Annotated in this window: 15 protein-coding genes; 10 read left to right on the forward strand and 5 right to left on the reverse strand. The window is 66.4% G+C overall.

Translation table 11 applies throughout. The annotated features are described in order from the left end of the window. Complete coding sequence (gene sdhA, locus AACH40_RS07180; RefSeq protein WP_169494125.1) at positions 1 to 1,815, forward strand: succinate dehydrogenase flavoprotein subunit; 1,815 nt, start codon at positions 1 to 3, stop codon at positions 1,813 to 1,815. 431 nt (positions 1,816 to 2,246) lie between these two features. Next, positions 2,247 to 2,663 (forward strand): hypothetical protein, encoded by a 417-nt coding sequence (locus AACH40_RS07185; protein ID WP_338645131.1) that lies wholly within the window; start codon positions 2,247 to 2,249, stop codon positions 2,661 to 2,663. A gap of 57 nt (positions 2,664 to 2,720) precedes the next feature. Here AACH40_RS07185 and AACH40_RS07190 read toward each other — a convergent pair whose 3' ends face one another. Beyond that, positions 2,721 to 3,350 (reverse strand): hypothetical protein, encoded by a 630-nt coding sequence (locus AACH40_RS07190; RefSeq protein WP_338645133.1) that lies wholly within the window; start codon positions 3,348 to 3,350, stop codon positions 2,721 to 2,723. 53 nt (positions 3,351 to 3,403) lie between these two features. Beyond that, the gene (locus AACH40_RS07195) at positions 3,404 to 4,303 is read right to left on the reverse strand and encodes a KPN_02809 family neutral zinc metallopeptidase (RefSeq protein ID WP_338645135.1); all 900 of its coding nucleotides are present in this window, start codon (positions 4,301 to 4,303) and stop codon (positions 3,404 to 3,406) included. A gap of 233 nt (positions 4,304 to 4,536) precedes the next feature. On the opposite strand from AACH40_RS07195, the gene AACH40_RS07200 reads away from it, so the two are divergent. The 4 genes from AACH40_RS07200 (at position 4,537) to AACH40_RS07215 (ending at position 9,381) form a co-directional block, all read left to right on the forward strand. Then, positions 4,537 to 6,057, forward strand: coding sequence for a M28 family metallopeptidase (locus AACH40_RS07200; RefSeq protein WP_338645137.1), 1,521 nt, complete (start codon positions 4,537 to 4,539; stop codon positions 6,055 to 6,057). A gap of 66 nt (positions 6,058 to 6,123) precedes the next feature. After that, positions 6,124 to 7,581, forward strand: a complete 1,458-nt coding sequence (guaB, locus tag AACH40_RS07205; RefSeq protein ID WP_169494129.1) for an IMP dehydrogenase — start codon at positions 6,124 to 6,126, stop codon at positions 7,579 to 7,581. 36 nt (positions 7,582 to 7,617) lie between these two features. Then, the gene (locus AACH40_RS07210) at positions 7,618 to 8,799 is read left to right on the forward strand and encodes an RsmB/NOP family class I SAM-dependent RNA methyltransferase (RefSeq protein WP_338645141.1); all 1,182 of its coding nucleotides are present in this window, start codon (positions 7,618 to 7,620) and stop codon (positions 8,797 to 8,799) included. Between the two features lie 75 nt (positions 8,800 to 8,874). Then, complete coding sequence (locus tag AACH40_RS07215; protein ID WP_169494131.1) at positions 8,875 to 9,381, forward strand: tetratricopeptide repeat protein; 507 nt, start codon at positions 8,875 to 8,877, stop codon at positions 9,379 to 9,381. Positions 9,382 to 9,447: 66 nt separating this feature from the next. On the opposite strand, the gene AACH40_RS07220 is transcribed toward AACH40_RS07215, so the two are convergent. Together AACH40_RS07220 and AACH40_RS07225 are read right to left on the reverse strand one after the other, a co-directional pair. Beyond that, entirely contained in the window at positions 9,448 to 9,933 is a 486-nt protein-coding gene (locus tag AACH40_RS07220; protein ID WP_169494132.1) for an RNA pyrophosphohydrolase, read from the reverse strand. A 22-nt stretch (positions 9,934 to 9,955) separates the two neighbouring features. Further along, positions 9,956 to 10,927: an alpha/beta hydrolase gene (locus AACH40_RS07225; protein WP_338645145.1), complete on the reverse strand. Its 972-nt coding sequence runs from the start codon at positions 10,925 to 10,927 to the stop codon at positions 9,956 to 9,958. Positions 10,928 to 11,151: 224 nt separating this feature from the next. Here AACH40_RS07225 and AACH40_RS07230 point away from each other — a divergent pair, with 224 nt between their 5' ends. The 3 genes from AACH40_RS07230 to AACH40_RS07240 are packed head-to-tail and all read left to right on the forward strand — an operon-like array spanning position 11,152 to position 15,130. Next, positions 11,152 to 13,104, forward strand: a complete 1,953-nt coding sequence (locus tag AACH40_RS07230) for a 2-oxoacid:acceptor oxidoreductase subunit alpha (protein ID WP_338645147.1) — start codon at positions 11,152 to 11,154, stop codon at positions 13,102 to 13,104. Next, entirely contained in the window at positions 13,101 to 14,156 is a 1,056-nt protein-coding gene (locus AACH40_RS07235; RefSeq protein ID WP_169494135.1) for a 2-oxoacid:ferredoxin oxidoreductase subunit beta, read from the forward strand. Before AACH40_RS07230 ends, AACH40_RS07235 begins: the two co-directional genes overlap by 4 nt. A 38-nt stretch (positions 14,157 to 14,194) precedes the next feature. Next, the gene (locus AACH40_RS07240; protein WP_338645149.1) at positions 14,195 to 15,130 is read left to right on the forward strand and encodes a metal-dependent hydrolase; all 936 of its coding nucleotides are present in this window, start codon (positions 14,195 to 14,197) and stop codon (positions 15,128 to 15,130) included. On the opposite strand, the gene AACH40_RS07245 is transcribed toward AACH40_RS07240, so the two are convergent. Further along, entirely contained in the window at positions 15,087 to 15,854 is a 768-nt protein-coding gene (locus tag AACH40_RS07245) for a phosphatase PAP2 family protein (protein ID WP_338645151.1), read from the reverse strand. The two genes, AACH40_RS07240 and AACH40_RS07245, sit on opposite strands and share 44 nt — an antisense overlap. A gap of 73 nt (positions 15,855 to 15,927) precedes the next feature. On the opposite strand from AACH40_RS07245, the gene AACH40_RS07250 reads away from it, so the two are divergent. Beyond that, the gene (locus AACH40_RS07250; RefSeq protein ID WP_338645153.1) at positions 15,928 to 17,307 is read left to right on the forward strand and encodes a deoxyribodipyrimidine photo-lyase; all 1,380 of its coding nucleotides are present in this window, start codon (positions 15,928 to 15,930) and stop codon (positions 17,305 to 17,307) included. Positions 17,308 to 17,397 lie beyond the last annotated feature (90 nt).

A 17,397-nucleotide genomic window follows, 5' to 3' on the forward strand; every position in this document is an offset into this window, starting at 1 on the left:
ATGACTTCGACACAGCCTGCCTACAAGATCATCGACCACACCTACGACACCGTCGTCGTTGGTGCGGGCGGTTCGGGCCTGCGCGCCACCATGGGTTCGGCCCAGGCCGGCCTGCGCACCGCGTGCATCACCAAGGTCTTCCCCACCCGCTCGCACACCGTGGCGGCGCAGGGCGGCATCGCCGCCTCGCTCGGCAACAATTCGCCCGACCACTGGACCTGGCACATGTACGACACCGTCAAGGGGTCGGACTGGCTGGGTGACCAGGACGCGATCGAATACATGGTCCGCGAAGCCCCGGCTGCGGTCTACGAACTCGAGCACGCGGGCGTGCCGTTTTCGCGCAACCCCGAAGGCACGATCTACCAGCGTCCGTTCGGTGGCCACATGCAGAACATGGGCGAAGGCCCGCCGGTGCAGCGCACCTGCGCCGCTGCCGACCGCACCGGCCACGCCATGCTGCACGCGCTGTACCAGCAGAGCCTGAAGTACGACGCCGACTTCTTCATCGAATACTTCGCGATCGATCTGATCATGGAGAACGGCGAATGCCGCGGCGTGATCGCGCTGTGCATGGACGACGGCTCGATCCACCGCTTCCGTAGCCATGCTGTCGTGCTTGCGACGGGTGGCTATGGCCGCTGCTACTTCACCGCCACCTCGGCCCATACCTGCACCGGCGACGGCGGCGGCATGGTGCTGCGCGCTGGCCTGCCGCTGCAGGACATGGAGTTCGTGCAGTTCCACCCCACCGGGATCTACGGCGCGGGCGTGCTGATCACCGAAGGCGCGCGCGGAGAGGGTGGCTACCTCACCAACTCCGAGGGCGAGCGCTTCATGGAGCGCTATGCTCCTTCGGCGAAGGACCTTGCTTCGCGCGACGTCGTTTCGCGTTCGATGGCCATGGAAATCCGCGAAGGGCGCGGTGTCGGCCCGCACAAGGACCACATCTACCTTCACCTTGACCACATCGACGCCAAGGTGCTGGCCGAGCGCCTGCCGGGCATTACCGAGAGCGGCAAGATCTTTGCCGGTGTCGACCTGACCCGCCAGCCGCTGCCGGTGGTTCCGACCGTGCACTACAACATGGGCGGCATTCCCACGAACTATCACGGCGAAGTCGTGACGATCGGCGCGGATGGCAATCCGGAAACGGTTGTCCCCGGCCTGTTCGCGGTGGGTGAAGCGGCTTGCGTTTCGGTTCACGGCGCCAACCGCCTCGGCTCTAACTCGCTGATCGACCTCGTGGTGTTCGGCCGCGCGACCGGCCTGCGCCTTAAGGAACTGATCAAGCCGGGCACCGCGCACAATTCGCTGCCCAAGGACAGCGCCGACCTGTCGCTGACCCGCCTCGACCACTTCCGCCATGCCAAGGGCGGTTCGCCAACGGCGCAGATCCGCACCGAAATGCAGCGGACGATGTCGGGCCACGCCGCCGTGTTCCGCACGGACGAACTGATGGCCGAAGGCAAGGTGAAGCTTGCCGACACCTACAAGCGGATGGAAGACGTGCACGTTTCCGACCGCTCGCTGATCTGGAACTCGGACCTCGTCGAAACGCTCGAGCTCGACAACCTGATCGCGCAGGCTTCGGTGACGATGCATTCGGCGTTCAACCGCAAGGAAAGCCGTGGCGCCCACGCCCACGAAGACTTCCCCGACCGCAACGATGGTGAATGGATGAAGCACACCGCCGCCTGGTTCGAAGGCTGGGGCGGCAAGGGCGGCGCGGTCAAGCTGGACTACCGCCCGGTGCACGAGTTCACGCTGACCGACGACGTCGAGTACATCAAGCCGAAGAAGCGCGTGTACTGACGCTGGAAAGATCGGTGCCGAGAGGCACGGGCAGGGGGCTGCAGGTCGCAAGATCTGCGGCCCCTTTTCTTTGCGAGTCGGGGGCCGGGTCGGGCCGAAACGGGCCCCAAGTTGACGAAGTTGACAGTGTTCTGAGAGAAAGTTTGGAGGCCCTGGCAGGGGCCATCGACGGCGAGCAAGATGTTGAAACAAGAGGAATTGTGGTGATCATCCGCGTGGTCTGCCGCAAATGGTCGGTTGTAGGAAAGTGACGAATACCTGACGCACGTGTCAGAAACCGTCACGCCCCGCCTTTCTTGCCGTTTGTCAGACCAGCGCGGGCCTTCGTCGATGCGCGCGGGCGCTGGCGAGGCGGGCTGGTAACCAGCGGCTGCAGGTTCGGGGGAACCTTGCCAAAAGGAGCCGGCATGGAGTTTCCGAAAAGACCCGCGTTGATCGCGATCGCAGCGGCGCTGGCCATGAGTGTGCCCGTTGTTGCCGCGAGCGCGCATGGCAGCGGCCACGATTGCCCGACCCCGCCAGTGCCACCTGCTCCACCTGCGCCGCCAGCACCGCCCGCACCGCCGGCAATGCCATCACCACCCGCCGCGCCGGAACCACCCGAAGCGCCCGAGCCGCCGGAGCCACCCGAGGCCCCCGATGCGCTTGAGTTTTCCGGTATCAAGGAGCGTGACGTGGCCAGGATCATGGCAGACAGCCAGCGCGAGGCGCTGAACGCGATCCGCGACGCGCGGCGCGAAGTGGCGCGCGAGCCGAACATGCCGCGCGAGATCCGGGCCAAGGTGCTGGCCGAACTCGACGCGGCAGTCCGGAGAGTCGAACGCGATTTTGCGCGCGACCGCGATTGATCGGCAAGGCCGGCGCTGGTCAGCGCGCCAGACGCTGATCAGCGAGGCCGGAGGGGGTCAGCGGCGCTGGGGCTTGCCGGCCCCATCGTCCTTTGCCTTGGCGGCCTTTTTCGCGGCCTCCTCAGCCGCTTCTTCCCGTGCGCGGGTTGCCTTCACCTGCGCGATGTCGCTGGCGGTGGCGGCGCGCGCCGGGTAGCGGCATCCCTTCGCCGCGCCCATGCCCTTGAGGTAAGCGCGGCGGACCGAGCCGGCGTAGAGCGCAACGGCCCACTGGCGTTCGTTTTCGTTGGCACCGCTGATTTCGCGGATGATGCCCCCGAACGGGATCAGCGAACCGACGACCGACTTTGCGATGTTGCCAACGGTGTTGCCGCGCTTTTCGCCGAGCGACTTGTCCTGCGCGATGTCGATGTCATCGCCCAGCACCGCATCGAGCCGGCGCACTTCGGCCTGGATCGCCGGGCAGGTGCGCAGGCCGGCGGTGGTGTAGGCGTTTTCCCGCGCGGCGATCAGGATCGGCGGGATGGAGTCCTTCTTGAGGTTCACGTCCGACAGCGGCTTGGTCAGGACATCGCCTGCAGTCACGTCCTTGGGTGCGACGACCGTCTGGGCCGAAGCGCCGGTCGAAAGAAGGGCGAAAGCCAGCGCAGCGCTGATGCCAGCGCGGGTCGAGAGGGTCTTGGTCATGTGGTACTCCCCGGTTTGGCTGCACTACGCTGGATTCTTGGCGCGGTTCCTGATTACGAGGCGATGTCGGCGAAAGTATCGCAGGCTTTCACGTCACCGGTGTCGAGCCCCTTCTTGAGCCACTGCATGCGCTGGGCCGAACTGCCATGGGTGAAGGCGGCTTCCACCGGACGGCGACCGGCGGCCTTCATCAGCGTGTCATCGCCAATCTGGTGCGCGGCGGTGAGCCCTTCCTGGAGATCGCCGGGTTCGATCCGGTCGCGGTTGTTCGCCGCCCACACGCCGGCGTAGCAATCGGCCTGGAGTTCGAGACGCACCGAAAGCTGGTTGGCGGCCGAAGGATTGCGGCGCTGCGCCTGCTGCACCTGTTCGGACAGGCCGGTAAGGTTCTGGATATGGTGGCCATATTCGTGCGCCATCACATAATCGCGGGCGAAATCGCCGCCGGCTCCCATCTTCTTGTCCATCTCGGTATAGAAGTCGGTGTCGATGTAGATGCCCTGGTCGGTCGGGCAATAGAACGGCCCCATCGCGCTCTGCGCGGCGCCGCAGCCCGATTGACCCGCCTGCGAATAGAACACGAGCTTTGGCGCGACAGGCTGGATCCCGGCCTGGGTCAGCAGCGGGCGCCAGGTCTTGTTGAGCGAGGACAGGGCGTTGCAGCTTTCCTTGCTGAAGGCGTTGACGCTGCAGCTTTCGGCGAGATTCGAACCGCCCTGTTGCTCGGTCGGAGCCTGAAGCGCGGATTGCCCGCCACCGCCGAGAATGTTGCCGAGGCCCCCGAACAGCGCAAAGCCGATCAGCACGACCACGACCCCGACGATGCCGAAGCGACTGCCGACCATCGCCAGAATGCCGAGCGGCAGCCCACCACCGCCACCGCCGAAGCCGCCGCCACCGCTGCCGCGCTGATCCTCCACGCGGATGGAGTCATCATAATCATCGAGACGCATGGTCGGTCCTTCCCTGTGCGCGGCCCCAGTGCGCGGCACATGCCTTGCCTGTGAAAGCCAAAATGCACGCGAGGCATATGGTTCCGCAAGCTTTGCCGCGATGTCTGGCGAAGAACACTGATGCAGCGGCACAACGCTCATAAATCGTTCATGCGCGATGCAAGATCGGGAACTTGCGGGAAACATGCGGTTTTGACAGTCAGGATCGTGCGGCAGGTCGTTTGGGGGCGTCGATGAGTCGTTGGGGATTGCGGCGGACGACAGGGCGGGGCGCGCTTCTCGCCATTGCCGCTGTGCTGTGCGTTGCCGCAGCGCCCACGCGTCGCGAAACCCCGTTGGAAGCCGCGTTGCGCCAGCATGTCGAAACACTCGCCAGCGACGATTTCGAGGGCCGCGAACCCGGTACGCCGGGCGAAACCAAGACACTGCGCTATCTGGCGCGGCAGTGGTTCGACATCGGCATGGAATCGGGCACCAACGATCCCGCGCATGGCTGGTTCGCCCCGGTGGAGCTGGTCGAGCGCGAGCCGCTTTCCTTCCGCGCGAGCTTTGCCAAGGGGCGCAAGCGCGTGATCCTGCCGCAGGATGCAGGTCTGGTGGTTACATCGGGCATCCGCAGCCTGGTCGAAGATGCACCGGTGCTGTTCGTGGGCCATGCCATTGACCGGGTTCCGCCGCGCACCGACCTTGCCGGGCGAATCGCGCTGATGCTCGACAGTGGCGGCAGTGGGGCGCAGGGCGATCCGCGCGCCGACCGGTTGCTGGATGCGGGCGCGGCCGCGGTGGTCACCGTGCTCGATGGCAAGCGTTCGATCGACGACGTGATCGCGCGGCGCAAGCGGGCAGGCTACGCCCTTTCCGGCGAGCGGCTTGGCGACGAGATCGAGGCTTTCGTCAGCCCGGCGGCGGCGCAATCGCTGCTGACCGGCCTGGGATCGACCGCGACGATGGCCGACCTGCGGCGCGAGGCGGACGGGGCAGATTTCTCGCCGCGTCTGCTGGGTATCGTCGGCACGCTGGAGGCGACCAGTCGCGAGACGCGGATCAGCACGCACAACCTTATCGGCAAGCTGGAAGGGCGCAATCCTGCGGCGGGGGCGGTGGTGTTCATGGCGCACTGGGACCATTTCGGCCGCTGCGCCGAGCCGCCGGCCGAGGACCTGATCTGCAACGGCGCGGTGGACAATGCCAGCGGCCTTGCGGTGATTACCGAGACGGCGCGCATCCTGTCGCGCGGAAGGCCGCTCGATCGCGACGTCTATTTCCTGGCGACGACGGGCGAGGAACTGGGCCTGCTGGGGGCACTGGCCTTTGCCGAGAACCCTCCGCTGCCGCTCGACAAGATCGTCGCGGTGCTGAATGTCGACGGCACCGGCCTTGCGCCCGCAGGCCAGCCATTTAGCGTGATCGGCAAGGGGGCGACGCCGCTCGATCCCGGAATTGCGCAAGTGGCGCGAGCGATGCGGCGCAAGCTGACAAGCAGTGAAAATGCCAACGCCTACATCAAGCGGCAGGACAGCTGGGTGTTCCGCCAGCACGACGTGCCCGCGGTGATGGTCAGCACGAGCTATTCGGACGAAGCGCGGCTCGAGAAGTTCATGGACGAGGATTACCACCGCCCATCGGACGAGGCGCGCAAGGTGCAGTACGGCGGCATGGCCGACGACGTGTTGATGCAGGTGGAACTGGCGCGCTATTTCGCCGATGCAAGGCGCTATTCCAGCCCGGTGCGGGGCGGGGTCCGTACCCCCTAGCGCAATGCGCCCGGCTTGATTACATGGGCCGCCACGAATCTCCCCGGACAGGAAGTGGCGACCAGCATGGATATCCCTCTCGGCCTTACATTCGACGACGTGCTGCTGCGTCCTGCCGAGTCCGACATCCTGCCTTCGATGGCCGACACCCGCACGCGCCTGACCAAGAGCATCGCGCTGAACATCCCGGTCATTTCTTCGGCCATGGACACCGTGACCGAAGCAGACATGGCGATCGTGATGGCGCAGCTGGGCGGGATCGGCGTGCTCCACCGCAACCTGACGGTCGAGGAACAGTGCGCCGCGGTGCGCGCGGTGAAGCGCTTCGAAAGCGGCATGGTGGTCAACCCGATCACCATCGCGCCCGACGCGACGCTGGGCGAAGCGCAGGCGATCATGCTCGCCAACAAGATCAGCGGCATCCCGGTGGTCGAGGCCGGCGGCACGCTGGTGGGCATCCTGACCAACCGCGACGTGCGCTTTGCCGACAATCCGGCGCAGCCCGTGCGCGAGCTGATGACGCACCAGAACCTTGCCACGGTGAAGGTGGGCGTGAACCAGGAAGATGCACGTCGCCTGCTGCACCAGCGCCGGATCGAGAAGCTGCTGGTGGTGGACGATGCCTATCGCTGCGTCGGCCTGATCACGGTGAAGGACATCGAAAAGGCCGTCACCTATCCCTCTGCGACCAAGGACGAGGCCGGGCGCCTGCGCGTTGCCGCCGCCACGACGGTGGGCGACAAGGGCTTCGAGCGCACCGAGGCGCTGCTCGCCGCAGAATGCGACGTCATCGTGATCGATACCGCGCACGGCCACAACCGCGACGTCAGCCGCGCGGTCGAACGGGTGAAGAAGCTGTCCAATTCGGCGCAGGTGATCGCCGGCAACGTGGCAACGGCGGAAGCGGCGCGCGCGCTGTGCGATGCGGGCGCGGATGGCGTGAAGGTGGGCATCGGGCCGGGCTCGATCTGCACCACGCGCATCGTGGCGGGCGTTGGCGTGCCTCAGCTGACCGCGATCATGGAAGCGGCCGAAGCGGCCGACAAGATGGGCGTTCCGGTGATCGGCGACGGCGGCCTGCGCACGTCGGGCGATGCGGCCAAGGCGCTGGCCGCCGGGGCTTCGGTGGTGATGATCGGTTCGATGCTGGCCGGCACCGAGGAAGCGCCGGGCGAAACGTTCCTGTACCAGGGCCGCGCCTACAAGTCGTATCGCGGCATGGGCTCGGTGGGTGCGATGGCGCGGGGCAGCGCCGACCGCTACTTCCAGCAGGACATCAAGGACCAGATGAAGCTGGTGCCCGAAGGCATCGAGGGCCAGGTACCCTACAAGGGCCCCGCCAAGGACGTGATCCACCAGCTTGTCGGCGGAATCAAGGCGGCGATGGGCTACACCGGCTCGGCAACGATCGACGACCTGCGGCACAAGGCGCAGTTCGTGCGTATCACCAACGCCGGTCTGCGCGAAAGCCACGTGCACGACGTGACAATCACCCGCGAGGCGCCGAACTACAAGGTCGGTTGAGCGGGGGCGGTCGATCAAGCTCGGCTCAGCAGGACAATGACGCCGGCCGCGCGCGTCCAGTCGGCGATCGACCTGCTCGATGCCGTGATCGCCGCAGCGCGTGCCGGCGGGGCTTCGGCCGACCGCGTGGCAAGCGAATGGCTGCGCGCGCGGCGCTTCATCGGATCGAAGGACCGACGCGCGATCCGCGACCTGGTCTGGGCGGCTATCCGCGCGTGCGGAGAGGTGCCGGACACGGGCCGCGCGGCGATGCTGCGGTTGGCGCAGGGCGATGCCGCGCTTGCCGCACTGTTCGATGGTTCACGCTATGGCCCGGCCGAGATCGCGCCGGGCGAGCCGGTGGCGGATGGCGGCGTCGCGCCGGGCTGGCTGGTCGAGGCGCTCGACGCATCGGGCATCGACGAGGCGGAGCGCAAGGCGCTGCTGAGCCGCGCGCCGCTGGATATCCGCGCCAACACACTCAAGACATCGCGCGACGCGCTGCGGCTGCGCCTGCCGGCGCCTTCGAGCGAGGTGGTGGCGCCGCACGGGCTGCGGCTCGACACCGGGGCCGCGGCGGAAACCTGGCCCGAATATGCCGAGGGCCTGTTCGAGGTGCAGGATGCCGGAAGCCAGCTGACCTGCGAAGCCTTTGCCGCGAAGCCGGGCGAGACGATCGTCGACCTGTGCGCCGGGGCGGGGGGCAAGACGCTGGCGCTGGGCGCGGCGATGGCCAACAGCGGACGGCTGATCGCCTGCGACATCGACCGGGCGCGGCTTTCGCGCCTGCCCGAGCGCGCGACGCGGGCCGGGGTGCGCGCCGAGACGCGGCTGCTCGATCCGGGCAAGGAGCGCGTCGGCCTGTCCGACCTGATCAGCGCATGCGACGGCGTGCTGGTGGACGCGCCGTGTTCGGGCACGGGCACCTGGCGGCGCAATCCGGAGGCGCGCTGGCGGCTTAGTCCCAAGGCCATTGCGCGCTATGCGCAGATGCAGGACGGCGTGCTGGACGTTGCGGCAGACCTGGTGCGGCCGGGCGGGCGCATGCTGTTCATCGTTTGCTCACTACTTGACGCCGAAGGTGCGGAACGGATCGATGCGTTCCTCGGACGGCATCGTGACTGGCGAGCGGAAGGGCCTTCTTGTCCCATCGGGAAACCGCGCGGAATGGGCTGGCGCCTGACCCCCGGGGCAGACCGTACGGACGGGTTTTTCTTCGCAAGCCTGCGGCGTCTGTGATAGGCCATGCGGATGGCCGGGGGCATGATCGTTCGGGGGTCTCGCAAGCCGGATAACCGGCTGAAGGAGTTGTTGATGCGCTACACGCCTGCTGCTGCTGCACTTTCCCTGCTGGTCCTGGTCACCGGAAGCATGGGCGCGGCAAAGGTGAGCGAGACGATTGATCCGCGGGCGCAGATCCTGCTCGAGGATGGGCGCGCGCAGCTGTCCAAGGGCATGGTCGATGCCGCGACCGACAGCTTCGAGGCCGCCTTGGCGGTCGATCCGGGCTATACCGGCACCTACATCGCGCTGGGCGAAGCGGCGCGCAAGGCGGGCTTGCAGGGCAAGGCGATCCATTATTACCGCGAGGCGCTGGAGCGTGACCCCAACAACCTGTCGGCCATCTCCGGCGAGGGCGGTGCGCTGGCCGAAAAGGGTGCGCTGGAAAAGGCGCGCACCAACCTGTCGCGGCTCGAAGGGCTGTGCGGCAAGGGCTGCGCCGAAACGCAGGCGCTGAGCGCGGCGATTGCCAAGGGTGCAACGCCCAAGGTGGTGACGGCCGAAGCGGTCAAGCCCGAGCCGACCGTGGAGCGCAACTAGGACCAGCGCAAATTATAGGCGAGCGTAACGGAGCCGGGCAGCGCACGCCGGCCGGCACCGTCTCGGTCAGATCAGCGCGCGGAATTCGTCGAGAACCTGGCGGTAGACGCGCCGCTTGAACGGCACGATCAGGTCGGGCAGCAGTTCGGGCTCGACCCATTTCCACGCCAGGAATTCGGCGGGGTGATGCGCTTCGAGATCGATCTGCGCATCTTCGCCGTTGAAGCGCAGCAGGAGCCACTTCTGGCGCTGGCCGCGGTACTTTCCGCCCCACAGCTTGCCCAGAAGGTCGCCGGGAAGATCGTAGAAGAATTCTTCCCGGCTTTCCGCAATGACGGTGACGAGGTCCGGCGTGACACCGGTTTCCTCGTGCAATTCGCGCATCGCCGCGGCATGGAGTTCCTCGCCATCGTCGATCCCGCCTTGCGGCATCTGCCAGGCATCGCCTTCCTTGCTGTCGATGCGCTGGCCCACGAACACGCGGCCCTGTGCATTGACGAGCATCACGCCCACGCAGGGACGATAAGGCAGCCCGGCAAAATCACCCGTCATTGTGTCTTCATTCCTTTTCGAATCAGGCGCCAGCGCGCGCCAGTTTCAGCCTTACCTCGCCGAGGATTGCCGAAAGGTCATCGTTGGCCGAAGGCAGCGCCTTACGGGTCTGCGCGAAGCCGTGGATCGTGCCTTTCAACTCAAGATAGCTGACGTCAACTCCCGCCTGGATCAGCGCGGCGCCATAGGCGCGTCCGCCGTCGCGTAGCGGATCGAGGCCGGCGGTGACCAGCACCGTTGGCGGGGTCTTCGACAGATCGCCCTTGATCGGGGCCGAGCGGGGATGACCGGCTTCGGGCGCGTAGCATTCGCCGAACCAGATCATCGTTTCGCGCGTCAGGAGGAAGCCTTCGGCGAAGGCATGGTAGGACCAGTCATCGAGATTGTCGTCGGCCACGGGGTAGAGCGGCGCCTGGACCAGCACCGGCACGGCCGCAGGATCGGCCGCGAGCGCCTGGCTGACCACGATGGTGAGGTTGCCGCCGGCGGAATCGCCCGTGGTGACAAGGCCGGTGACGGTGCGGCCGAGCTCTGCCGGGCTGCCGGCGATCCAGCGGGTGGCTGCCTCGCAATCGTCGGGCGCGGCGGGGAAGGGGTGTTCGGGCGCGAGGCGATAGTCGACCGCGACGACCGGCAGGTCGAGCTCGTCGGCAATCGCGGTGCACAGGCTGTGGTGCGTTTCGAGATCGCCGATGACGAAGCCGCCCCCGTGATAGAACACGACGACAGGGCTGGCGTCGCGCGTTTCGCGCTTGTCGTAGAGGCGCAGGGCGATGTCGCCGGCGGGGCCGGGGCACGAAAGATCGCGGATGACGGCAAGCGGGCGCGGATCGGCTTCGGCCATCTGACCCATGGCGACGTACCCTGCACGGGCCATTTCGGGGCCGACCGCGCTCATCGGCGGGGCCTCGACCGCGTTCATCATTGCCAGGAAGGCCTGCACGTCCGGGCGGACGTAGTGCTGCGGCTTTTCGATCGTATCGCTTTCGGACATCGGCTTTCCTCTCGTTTCGCAGGCCCGCCCTTGATGGGTAGCTGGCCCGCAGGACCATATTGAGTCTGCTTTTTGCAACTTGACTAGTCCCGGCTAACAGAATCAAGTCTGCTTCACGTTTTGAGGCATGGCAGATTTTCTTCTTTGCCCCGGAGCGCTTGGGGGAATAGGCGCGACACGAGCATCGGCGGAGGGCGACTCTCCGGCGCGCAGCAGAGGATAGTATGGCTACACTTGCAGATGGACCGGACGCCCTGACAGGCGGCAAGGAAATCCCCGCCGCTCCCGAGGCGGTCGTGGTGCGATTTGCCGGCGATTCGGGTGACGGGATGCAGCTGACCGGTGGTCAGTTCACGCTTTCGACCGCCCTTGCCGGCAATGACCTGGCGACGTTCCCCGACTTTCCGGCGGAAATCCGCGCGCCGCAGGGTACGCTGTTCGGCGTTTCGGCCTTCCAGATCAATTTCGGATCGACCGACATCGAGACGGCGGGCGACCAGCCCGATGTGCTGGTGGCGATGAACCCGGCGGCGCTGAAGACCAATGTCGGCGCGCTGAAGGCCGGCGGCCTGATCATCGCCGACACCGGCGAGTTCAACAAGCGCAACCTCGAAAAGGCCAAGTACGAGGTCAATCCGCTGGAAGACGGCAGCCTCGAAAAGTGGCAGCTGCTGGCGTTCGACATCTCGGCGCTGACGCTCGAGGCGGTCAAGCCCTTCGGCCTTGGCAACAAGGAAGCGCTGCGCTGCAAGAACATGTGGACGCTCGGCCTTGCGCTGTGGATGTTCGACCGCGACCGGCAGCCGCTGATCGACTGGCTCAACGCCAAGTTCAAGAAGAGCCCGGTGCTGGCCGAGGCCAACATCGCGGCGCTGAATGCAGGCCACGCCTATGGCGAGACCGCCGAACTGGCCGGGCCGCTGAAGCAGTATCACATCGCTCCGGTGGAGAGCGAACCGGGCCTCTATCGCACTGTGACGGGCGCCGAAGCGGTGAGCCTCGGCCTGGTGGCGGGCGCGCAGCTGGCCGACCTGCCGATGTTCTTCGGCGGGTATCCGATCACGCCGGCTTCGGCGATCCTGCACAACCTTGCCAAGCTGAAGGAATACGGCGTCACCACCTTCCAGGCGGAAGACGAGATCGCCGCGATCGCCTCGGCCATTGGGGCGAGCTATGCGGGCCAGCTTGGCGTAACCTCCTCGTCGGGGCCGGGCATCGCATTGAAGGGCGAGGCGATGGGCCTAGCCATCATGACCGAGCTGCCGCTGGTGATCGTCAATTCGCAGCGCGGCGGCCCTTCGACGGGCCTGCCCACCAAGACCGAGCAGTCGGACCTGTATCAGGCGATCTATGGCCGCAACGGCGATGCGCCGATGCCGGTGATCGCCGCGCGCAGCCCGGCCGACTGCTTTGAAGTGGCCATCGAAGCCTGCCGCATCGCGGTGGAGTACATGACCCCGGTGATGCTGCTGACCGATGGCTACATCGCCAATGCGGCCGAACCGTGGAAGGTGCCGGATCCGGAGAGCTTCAAGCCGTTCCCGGCCAAGTTCCTGACCGAAAAGAACGGGCCCAATGGCGAGTTGCTGCCGTTCTCGCGCGATGAAAAGGGCGCGCGTCCGTGGATCAAGCCGGGCACGCCTGGTCTGATGCACCGCATCGGCGGCATCGAGAAGAACCCCGGCACCGGCAACATCGACTATAGCCCGGCAAGCCACCAGGCGATGACCGACGCCCGCAAGGACAAGGTCGACGGCGTGGCCAAGGGTATCCCTGCGCAGGACATCACGCTGGGCGAGGAAGGTGATACGCTGGCCGTGGTCGGCTGGGGCAGCACTTATGGCCCGATCCACCAGGCCGTGCGCCGTGCGCGCCGCAAGGGTCTGAAGGTCAGCCACATCCACGTGCGCCACGTGTGGCCGCTGCCGCTGAACCTGGGCGAGCTGCTCAAGGGTTACGACAAGATCCTCGTGCCCGAAATGAACACCGGCCAGTTCAAGACCGTGCTGCGCGACCAGTTCCTGGTCGATGCCAAGCCGCTCAACAAGACCAGCGGCCAGCCCTTCACCATCGCGGAAATCGAAGCCGCGATCACGGACGCGCTCGGTGGCGATATCGGTGGCGAAGTGGACGCCGACGGTACCCAGCTGCCCAGCATCAAGAGTGTCAATCCATGAACGACATGACCCCGATCACCAAGTTCGAGACGACGATCAAGGACTGGGAAACCGACCAGGAAGTGCGCTGGTGCCCGGGTTGCGGCGACTACGCGATCCTGAAGGCGGTGCAGCGCACGCTGCCCGAAATCGGCGCGGACCCTTCGAAGACCGTGTTCGTATCGGGCATCGGCTGTTCGAGCCGGTTCCCCTATTACGTCGAAAGCTATGGCTTCCACACGATCCACGGTCGTGCCCCGGCCTTTGCGACCGGCATCAAGCTGGCCAATCCGGAACTCGACGTGTGGCTGGTGACCGGCGACGGCGACGGCATGTCGATCGGCGGCAACCACACGATGCACATCCTGCGGCGCAACGTGAACACGCAGATCCTGTTGTTCAACAACGAGATCTACGGCCTCACCAAGGGCCAGTATTCGCCGACCAGCCGCGAAGGCACCAATTCGCCGACGTCGCCGCTGGGCTCGGTCGATCGGCCGGCACTGCCGTGTGCGTTCGCGCTGGGCGCCGGGGCGCGCTTCATCGCGCGGGCCTATGACGTGTCGAAGGATCTGGGCGGCGTGCTCAAGGCGGCGCACGCGCACCAGGGCGCGGCGTTCGTGGAGATCTTCCAGAACTGCATCGTCTACAACAAGGACCGCTTCGACGACTTCACCGCCAAGGGTGTGGCCGACCAGAACCAGCTGTGGGTGAAGGATGGCGAGCCGATGCTGTTCGGCAGCGTCAAGTCGGGCGGCGTGAAGGGCATCGCGCTCGATCTCGAGACGCTGAGCCTGAAGGTCGTCGACGTGGTCGATGGCGACTGGCAGTCGGCGGGCGTGATCGTCCACAACGTGAAGAACCGCGCGATCGCGCACATGCTGGTGGAGATGCCGTTCGGCCCGTTCCCGATGGCGCTGGGCGTGATCTACGACGATCCGCGCCCGACCTACGAGGCGACCGCGCTGGCTCAGGACGAACAGGCCCGCGCGGGCAAGGACGCCAATCTCGCCAAGCTGCTGGGCAAGGGGCAGACCTGGACCGTTTCGGGAACGGCGGCGGACCCGGTCTGACACCGGACCAGACGAAGGACTGTGGGTAGGGGGCCCGGTTGGACAACCTGACCCACAGTCTGTTCGGCTGGGCGCTGGCGGAAACCGGGCTCAAGCACCGGACCCGCAAGGGTCTTGCCGCCTGCGTGCTGGCGGCCAATCTTCCGGACATCGACGTTTTCTTCGGGTGGGCGCCTTGGCCTCCGCTCGCCATGCATCGCGGGTTCACGCATGGACTGGTGGGTGGCGTGCTGCTGCTACCGCCGGTGCTCGCGGGGCTGCTGTGGCTGCTCGATCGCTGGCAGGTGGCGCGCGGGCGGATCGCGGCGGATGCGCCGCCGTTGCGCCTGGGCTGGCTGCTGGCGCTGTGCTGGCTGGCGGCGCTGACGCATCCGCTGCTCGATCTGCAGAACGTCTATGCCATCCAGCTTCTCTCCCCGGCCAGCCAGCGGTGGTTCCACAGCGATGGGCTGTTCATCGTGTCGCCCTGGCTGCTGGCCATGCTCGGTGTCGGGATCTGGCGCAGTCGCAAGGCTCGCACGGGCGGCGCGGCCGTGGCGGCGCTGGTGGCATCGGTAGCGTTCATTGTCGCCAACGTCGCCATTTCTGCCTTCGCGTGGCAGGCGCCGCCGGGCCGTCCGGACCGCGTGTTCGCGTCGCCCGAGCCGCTGGCGTTCTGGCGGCGCGAGGTGGTCTGGCGTCAGGATGGCGCGATTGGACGCGGCAGCTACGATCCGCTTGTGTCATTGCGCAAGCTCACGACTTCGACCGCCCCAGTGCCCGACAACATGGCGCTTCCGTTGGTGCGGCAGGCGGTGGGCGCATCGGCTGATGTGCAGCGCTTCCTGGACTGGTCGCAGATGCCGATGGCCAGGGTCGAGCGGTCGGGCTGCACGGCCACGGTGACCTTCGCCGATGCGCGCTTCGCATCGACGCCGATCAAGGGTTCGTTCACGCGCTCGGTCGATCTGGAGATGTGTCGCCCGCAGGGGTGAGCGCATCGAGCGTGGTTTCGGCCTTTTCGGCCACGGCCTTGGCGGGGCGGTGGAGCAGGGCCGACGCGAGGAAGGCCCAGCCTGCGCCACCGAGCCAGCCCGCCGCAACGTCGCTGGGGAAATGAACGCCCAGCCAGACGCGGGTGAAGGCGATGGCCAGACTCAGGATCACGGCGGTGACGATCAGCGTCCAGCGCACAGAGCGGCGCGGGCTCATCGCGGCGAAGGCCAAGGCGATGGCGATGTAGACCACGGCCGAGTTGAAGCTGTGCCCGCTGGGAAAGCTCTGCCCGCCTGCTTCGGTCAGGTGCGGCACGATCAGCGGGCGCGGTCGGCCGACAGCCGCCTTGACCAGCGAGTTGACGATCCAGCCGCCGGCGACGGTTCCTGCAAGGAGCACCGCTTCGCGGCGCAGGCGCAGGAACAGCAGCGCGGCGAGCACGCCCACGAGCACCAGGTTGCGCAGGAGCACACCGCCGAGCGACGTCAGATCGCGCACCGCCTCAAGCAGCCAGGTCGGCCCGGCAGGCACAAGTTCCGTGCCGCGCCGCCAGAACAGCAAGCCGGCATCATCGATCGGGCCGCTGCGTCCCGTCGCGACCGCCCACGCAACGAAGGCAAACCCTGCCCAGCACAGGGCGGATGCGGCCAGCGCATGGCGCGGCGCTATGCGCCAGCTGTACGTCCTTTGGGGCAATCGGCCTTGGGAGGTTCGTTCGCTCATGGCAGGTCGGAACACAGAAGTATCGCGGGGTGTTCCCGCCCAATTGCCTTCGGCGCAACAGGAAAGAGCAATCGTGACATCTTCGGGGACCGCCCCCACCATCGTCTGGCTGCGGCGTGATTTGCGCCTGGCCGATCAACCTGCCTTCGCCGCCGCTGGAGAAAGCGGCGCGCCCGTCATTCCGGTCTACGTCCTCGATGACGATGTCGCCAAAAAATATGCGATGGGCGGCGCTTCGCGCTGGTGGTTGCACCACAGCCTTGCCAGCCTCGACGCAGACCTGCGCAAGCTCGGATCACGCTTGATCCTGCGCCGGGGCAAGGTGCACGAGGAACTGGCGAAGATCCGCCGCGATACCGGTGCGCGTACGGTCCATGCGGTCCGTCATTACGAGCCGTGGTGGCGCAATGCCGAGAGGGCGGTGGCAAAGGTGCTGTCGCTCGAATGCCACGACGGCAACTATCTTGCACCACCCGGATCGGTAACCACGGGCAGCGGGGGCATGTACAAGATCTACACCCCATTCTGGCGCGCGCTGTCCGAACGGATGCCGCCGCACGATCCGCTGGCAAAGCCGCATAAGCTGGAAGCGCCAGCGCACTGGCCGGCGAGCGACGACCTGGCCGACTGGGACCTGCTGCCGAGCAAGCCCGATTGGGCGGGCGGCATGCGCGAGGAATGGAAGCCGGGCGAAGCGGGTGCGCGTAAGCGGCTGAATGCCTTCGTCGAAAAGGCGCGCAAGTACGAGGAGAGCCGAAACCTGCCCTCGATCGAGGGGACTTCGCGGCTTTCACCCCACCTCCACTTCGGCGAGATATCGCCCGCGACGGTGTGGCATGAAGTGGCCGATGCGGGCGGTTCGGTGCGCACGTTCCTGGGTGAGCTTGGCTGGCGCGACTATGCGCAGAACGTGATCTTGCAGTATCCTGAATACGGCTCGCGCAACGCGCGCGATGCGTTCGATGCGATCAAGTGGCGGCACGCGACAACCGAACTGAAGGCGTGGCAGCGGGGGCAGACCGGCTATCCGATCGTCGATGCCGGGATGCGCGAGTTGTGGCACACGGGATGGATGCACAACCGCGTGCGGATGATCGCCGCGAGCTTTCTGGTGAAGCACCTGCTGATCGACTGGCGCGAAGGCGAGCGCTGGTTCTGGGACACGCTGGTCGATGCGGATTATGGCTCGAATGCAGTCAACTGGCAGTGGATCGCGGGAACGGGCATCGATTCCAACATGTTCGTGCGGATCATGGCGCCGCTGACCCAATCGCCCAAGTTCGATGCGGCGGGCTACATCCGGCAATGGGTGCCCGAACTTAAGCACCTTTCGGACGAGGACATTCACGATCCGAAGCGAGCGCCGAAGGGGTATCCGGCAAAGATCATCGGCCATGCCGAGGCGCGGGCGAGGGCGCTGGCGGCGCATGCGGCGATGAAGGAAGAAGCTTAGCGGCGGCCACGTTCCACTGAGGCGTAAAGCGGAGCCCGCATAGTCAACTATTGTGGTTGCCTTCTATCCACGGGTCTGTTCAGCATTTCT

It is taken from the genome of Novosphingobium olei (assembly GCF_037076535.1).
GTDB lineage: Bacteria > Pseudomonadota > Alphaproteobacteria > Sphingomonadales > Sphingomonadaceae > Novosphingobium > Novosphingobium olei.

Excerpts from the sequence above, each read along its gene's own strand:
- AACH40_RS07235 (WP_169494135.1), top strand. The coding sequence starts at position 13,101 with ATGAACGACATGACCCCGATCACCAAGTTCGAGACGACGATCAAGGAC.
- AACH40_RS07220 (WP_169494132.1), bottom strand. The coding sequence starts at position 9,933 with ATGACGGGTGATTTTGCCGGGCTGCCTTATCGTCCCTGCGTGGGCGTG.
- AACH40_RS07200 (WP_338645137.1), top strand. The coding sequence starts at position 4,537 with ATGAGTCGTTGGGGATTGCGGCGGACGACAGGGCGGGGCGCGCTTCTC.
- sdhA (WP_169494125.1), top strand. The coding sequence starts at position 1 with ATGACTTCGACACAGCCTGCCTACAAGATCATCGACCACACCTACGAC.
- AACH40_RS07230 (WP_338645147.1), top strand. The coding sequence starts at position 11,152 with ATGGCTACACTTGCAGATGGACCGGACGCCCTGACAGGCGGCAAGGAA.
- AACH40_RS07190 (WP_338645133.1), bottom strand. The coding sequence starts at position 3,350 with ATGACCAAGACCCTCTCGACCCGCGCTGGCATCAGCGCTGCGCTGGCT.
- guaB (WP_169494129.1), top strand. The coding sequence starts at position 6,124 with ATGGATATCCCTCTCGGCCTTACATTCGACGACGTGCTGCTGCGTCCT.
- AACH40_RS07195 (WP_338645135.1), bottom strand. The coding sequence starts at position 4,303 with ATGCGTCTCGATGATTATGATGACTCCATCCGCGTGGAGGATCAGCGC.
- AACH40_RS07210 (WP_338645141.1), top strand. The coding sequence starts at position 7,618 with ATGACGCCGGCCGCGCGCGTCCAGTCGGCGATCGACCTGCTCGATGCC.
- AACH40_RS07215 (WP_169494131.1), top strand. The coding sequence starts at position 8,875 with ATGCGCTACACGCCTGCTGCTGCTGCACTTTCCCTGCTGGTCCTGGTC.
- AACH40_RS07245 (WP_338645151.1), bottom strand. The coding sequence starts at position 15,854 with ATGAGCGAACGAACCTCCCAAGGCCGATTGCCCCAAAGGACGTACAGC.
- AACH40_RS07225 (WP_338645145.1), bottom strand. The coding sequence starts at position 10,927 with ATGTCCGAAAGCGATACGATCGAAAAGCCGCAGCACTACGTCCGCCCG.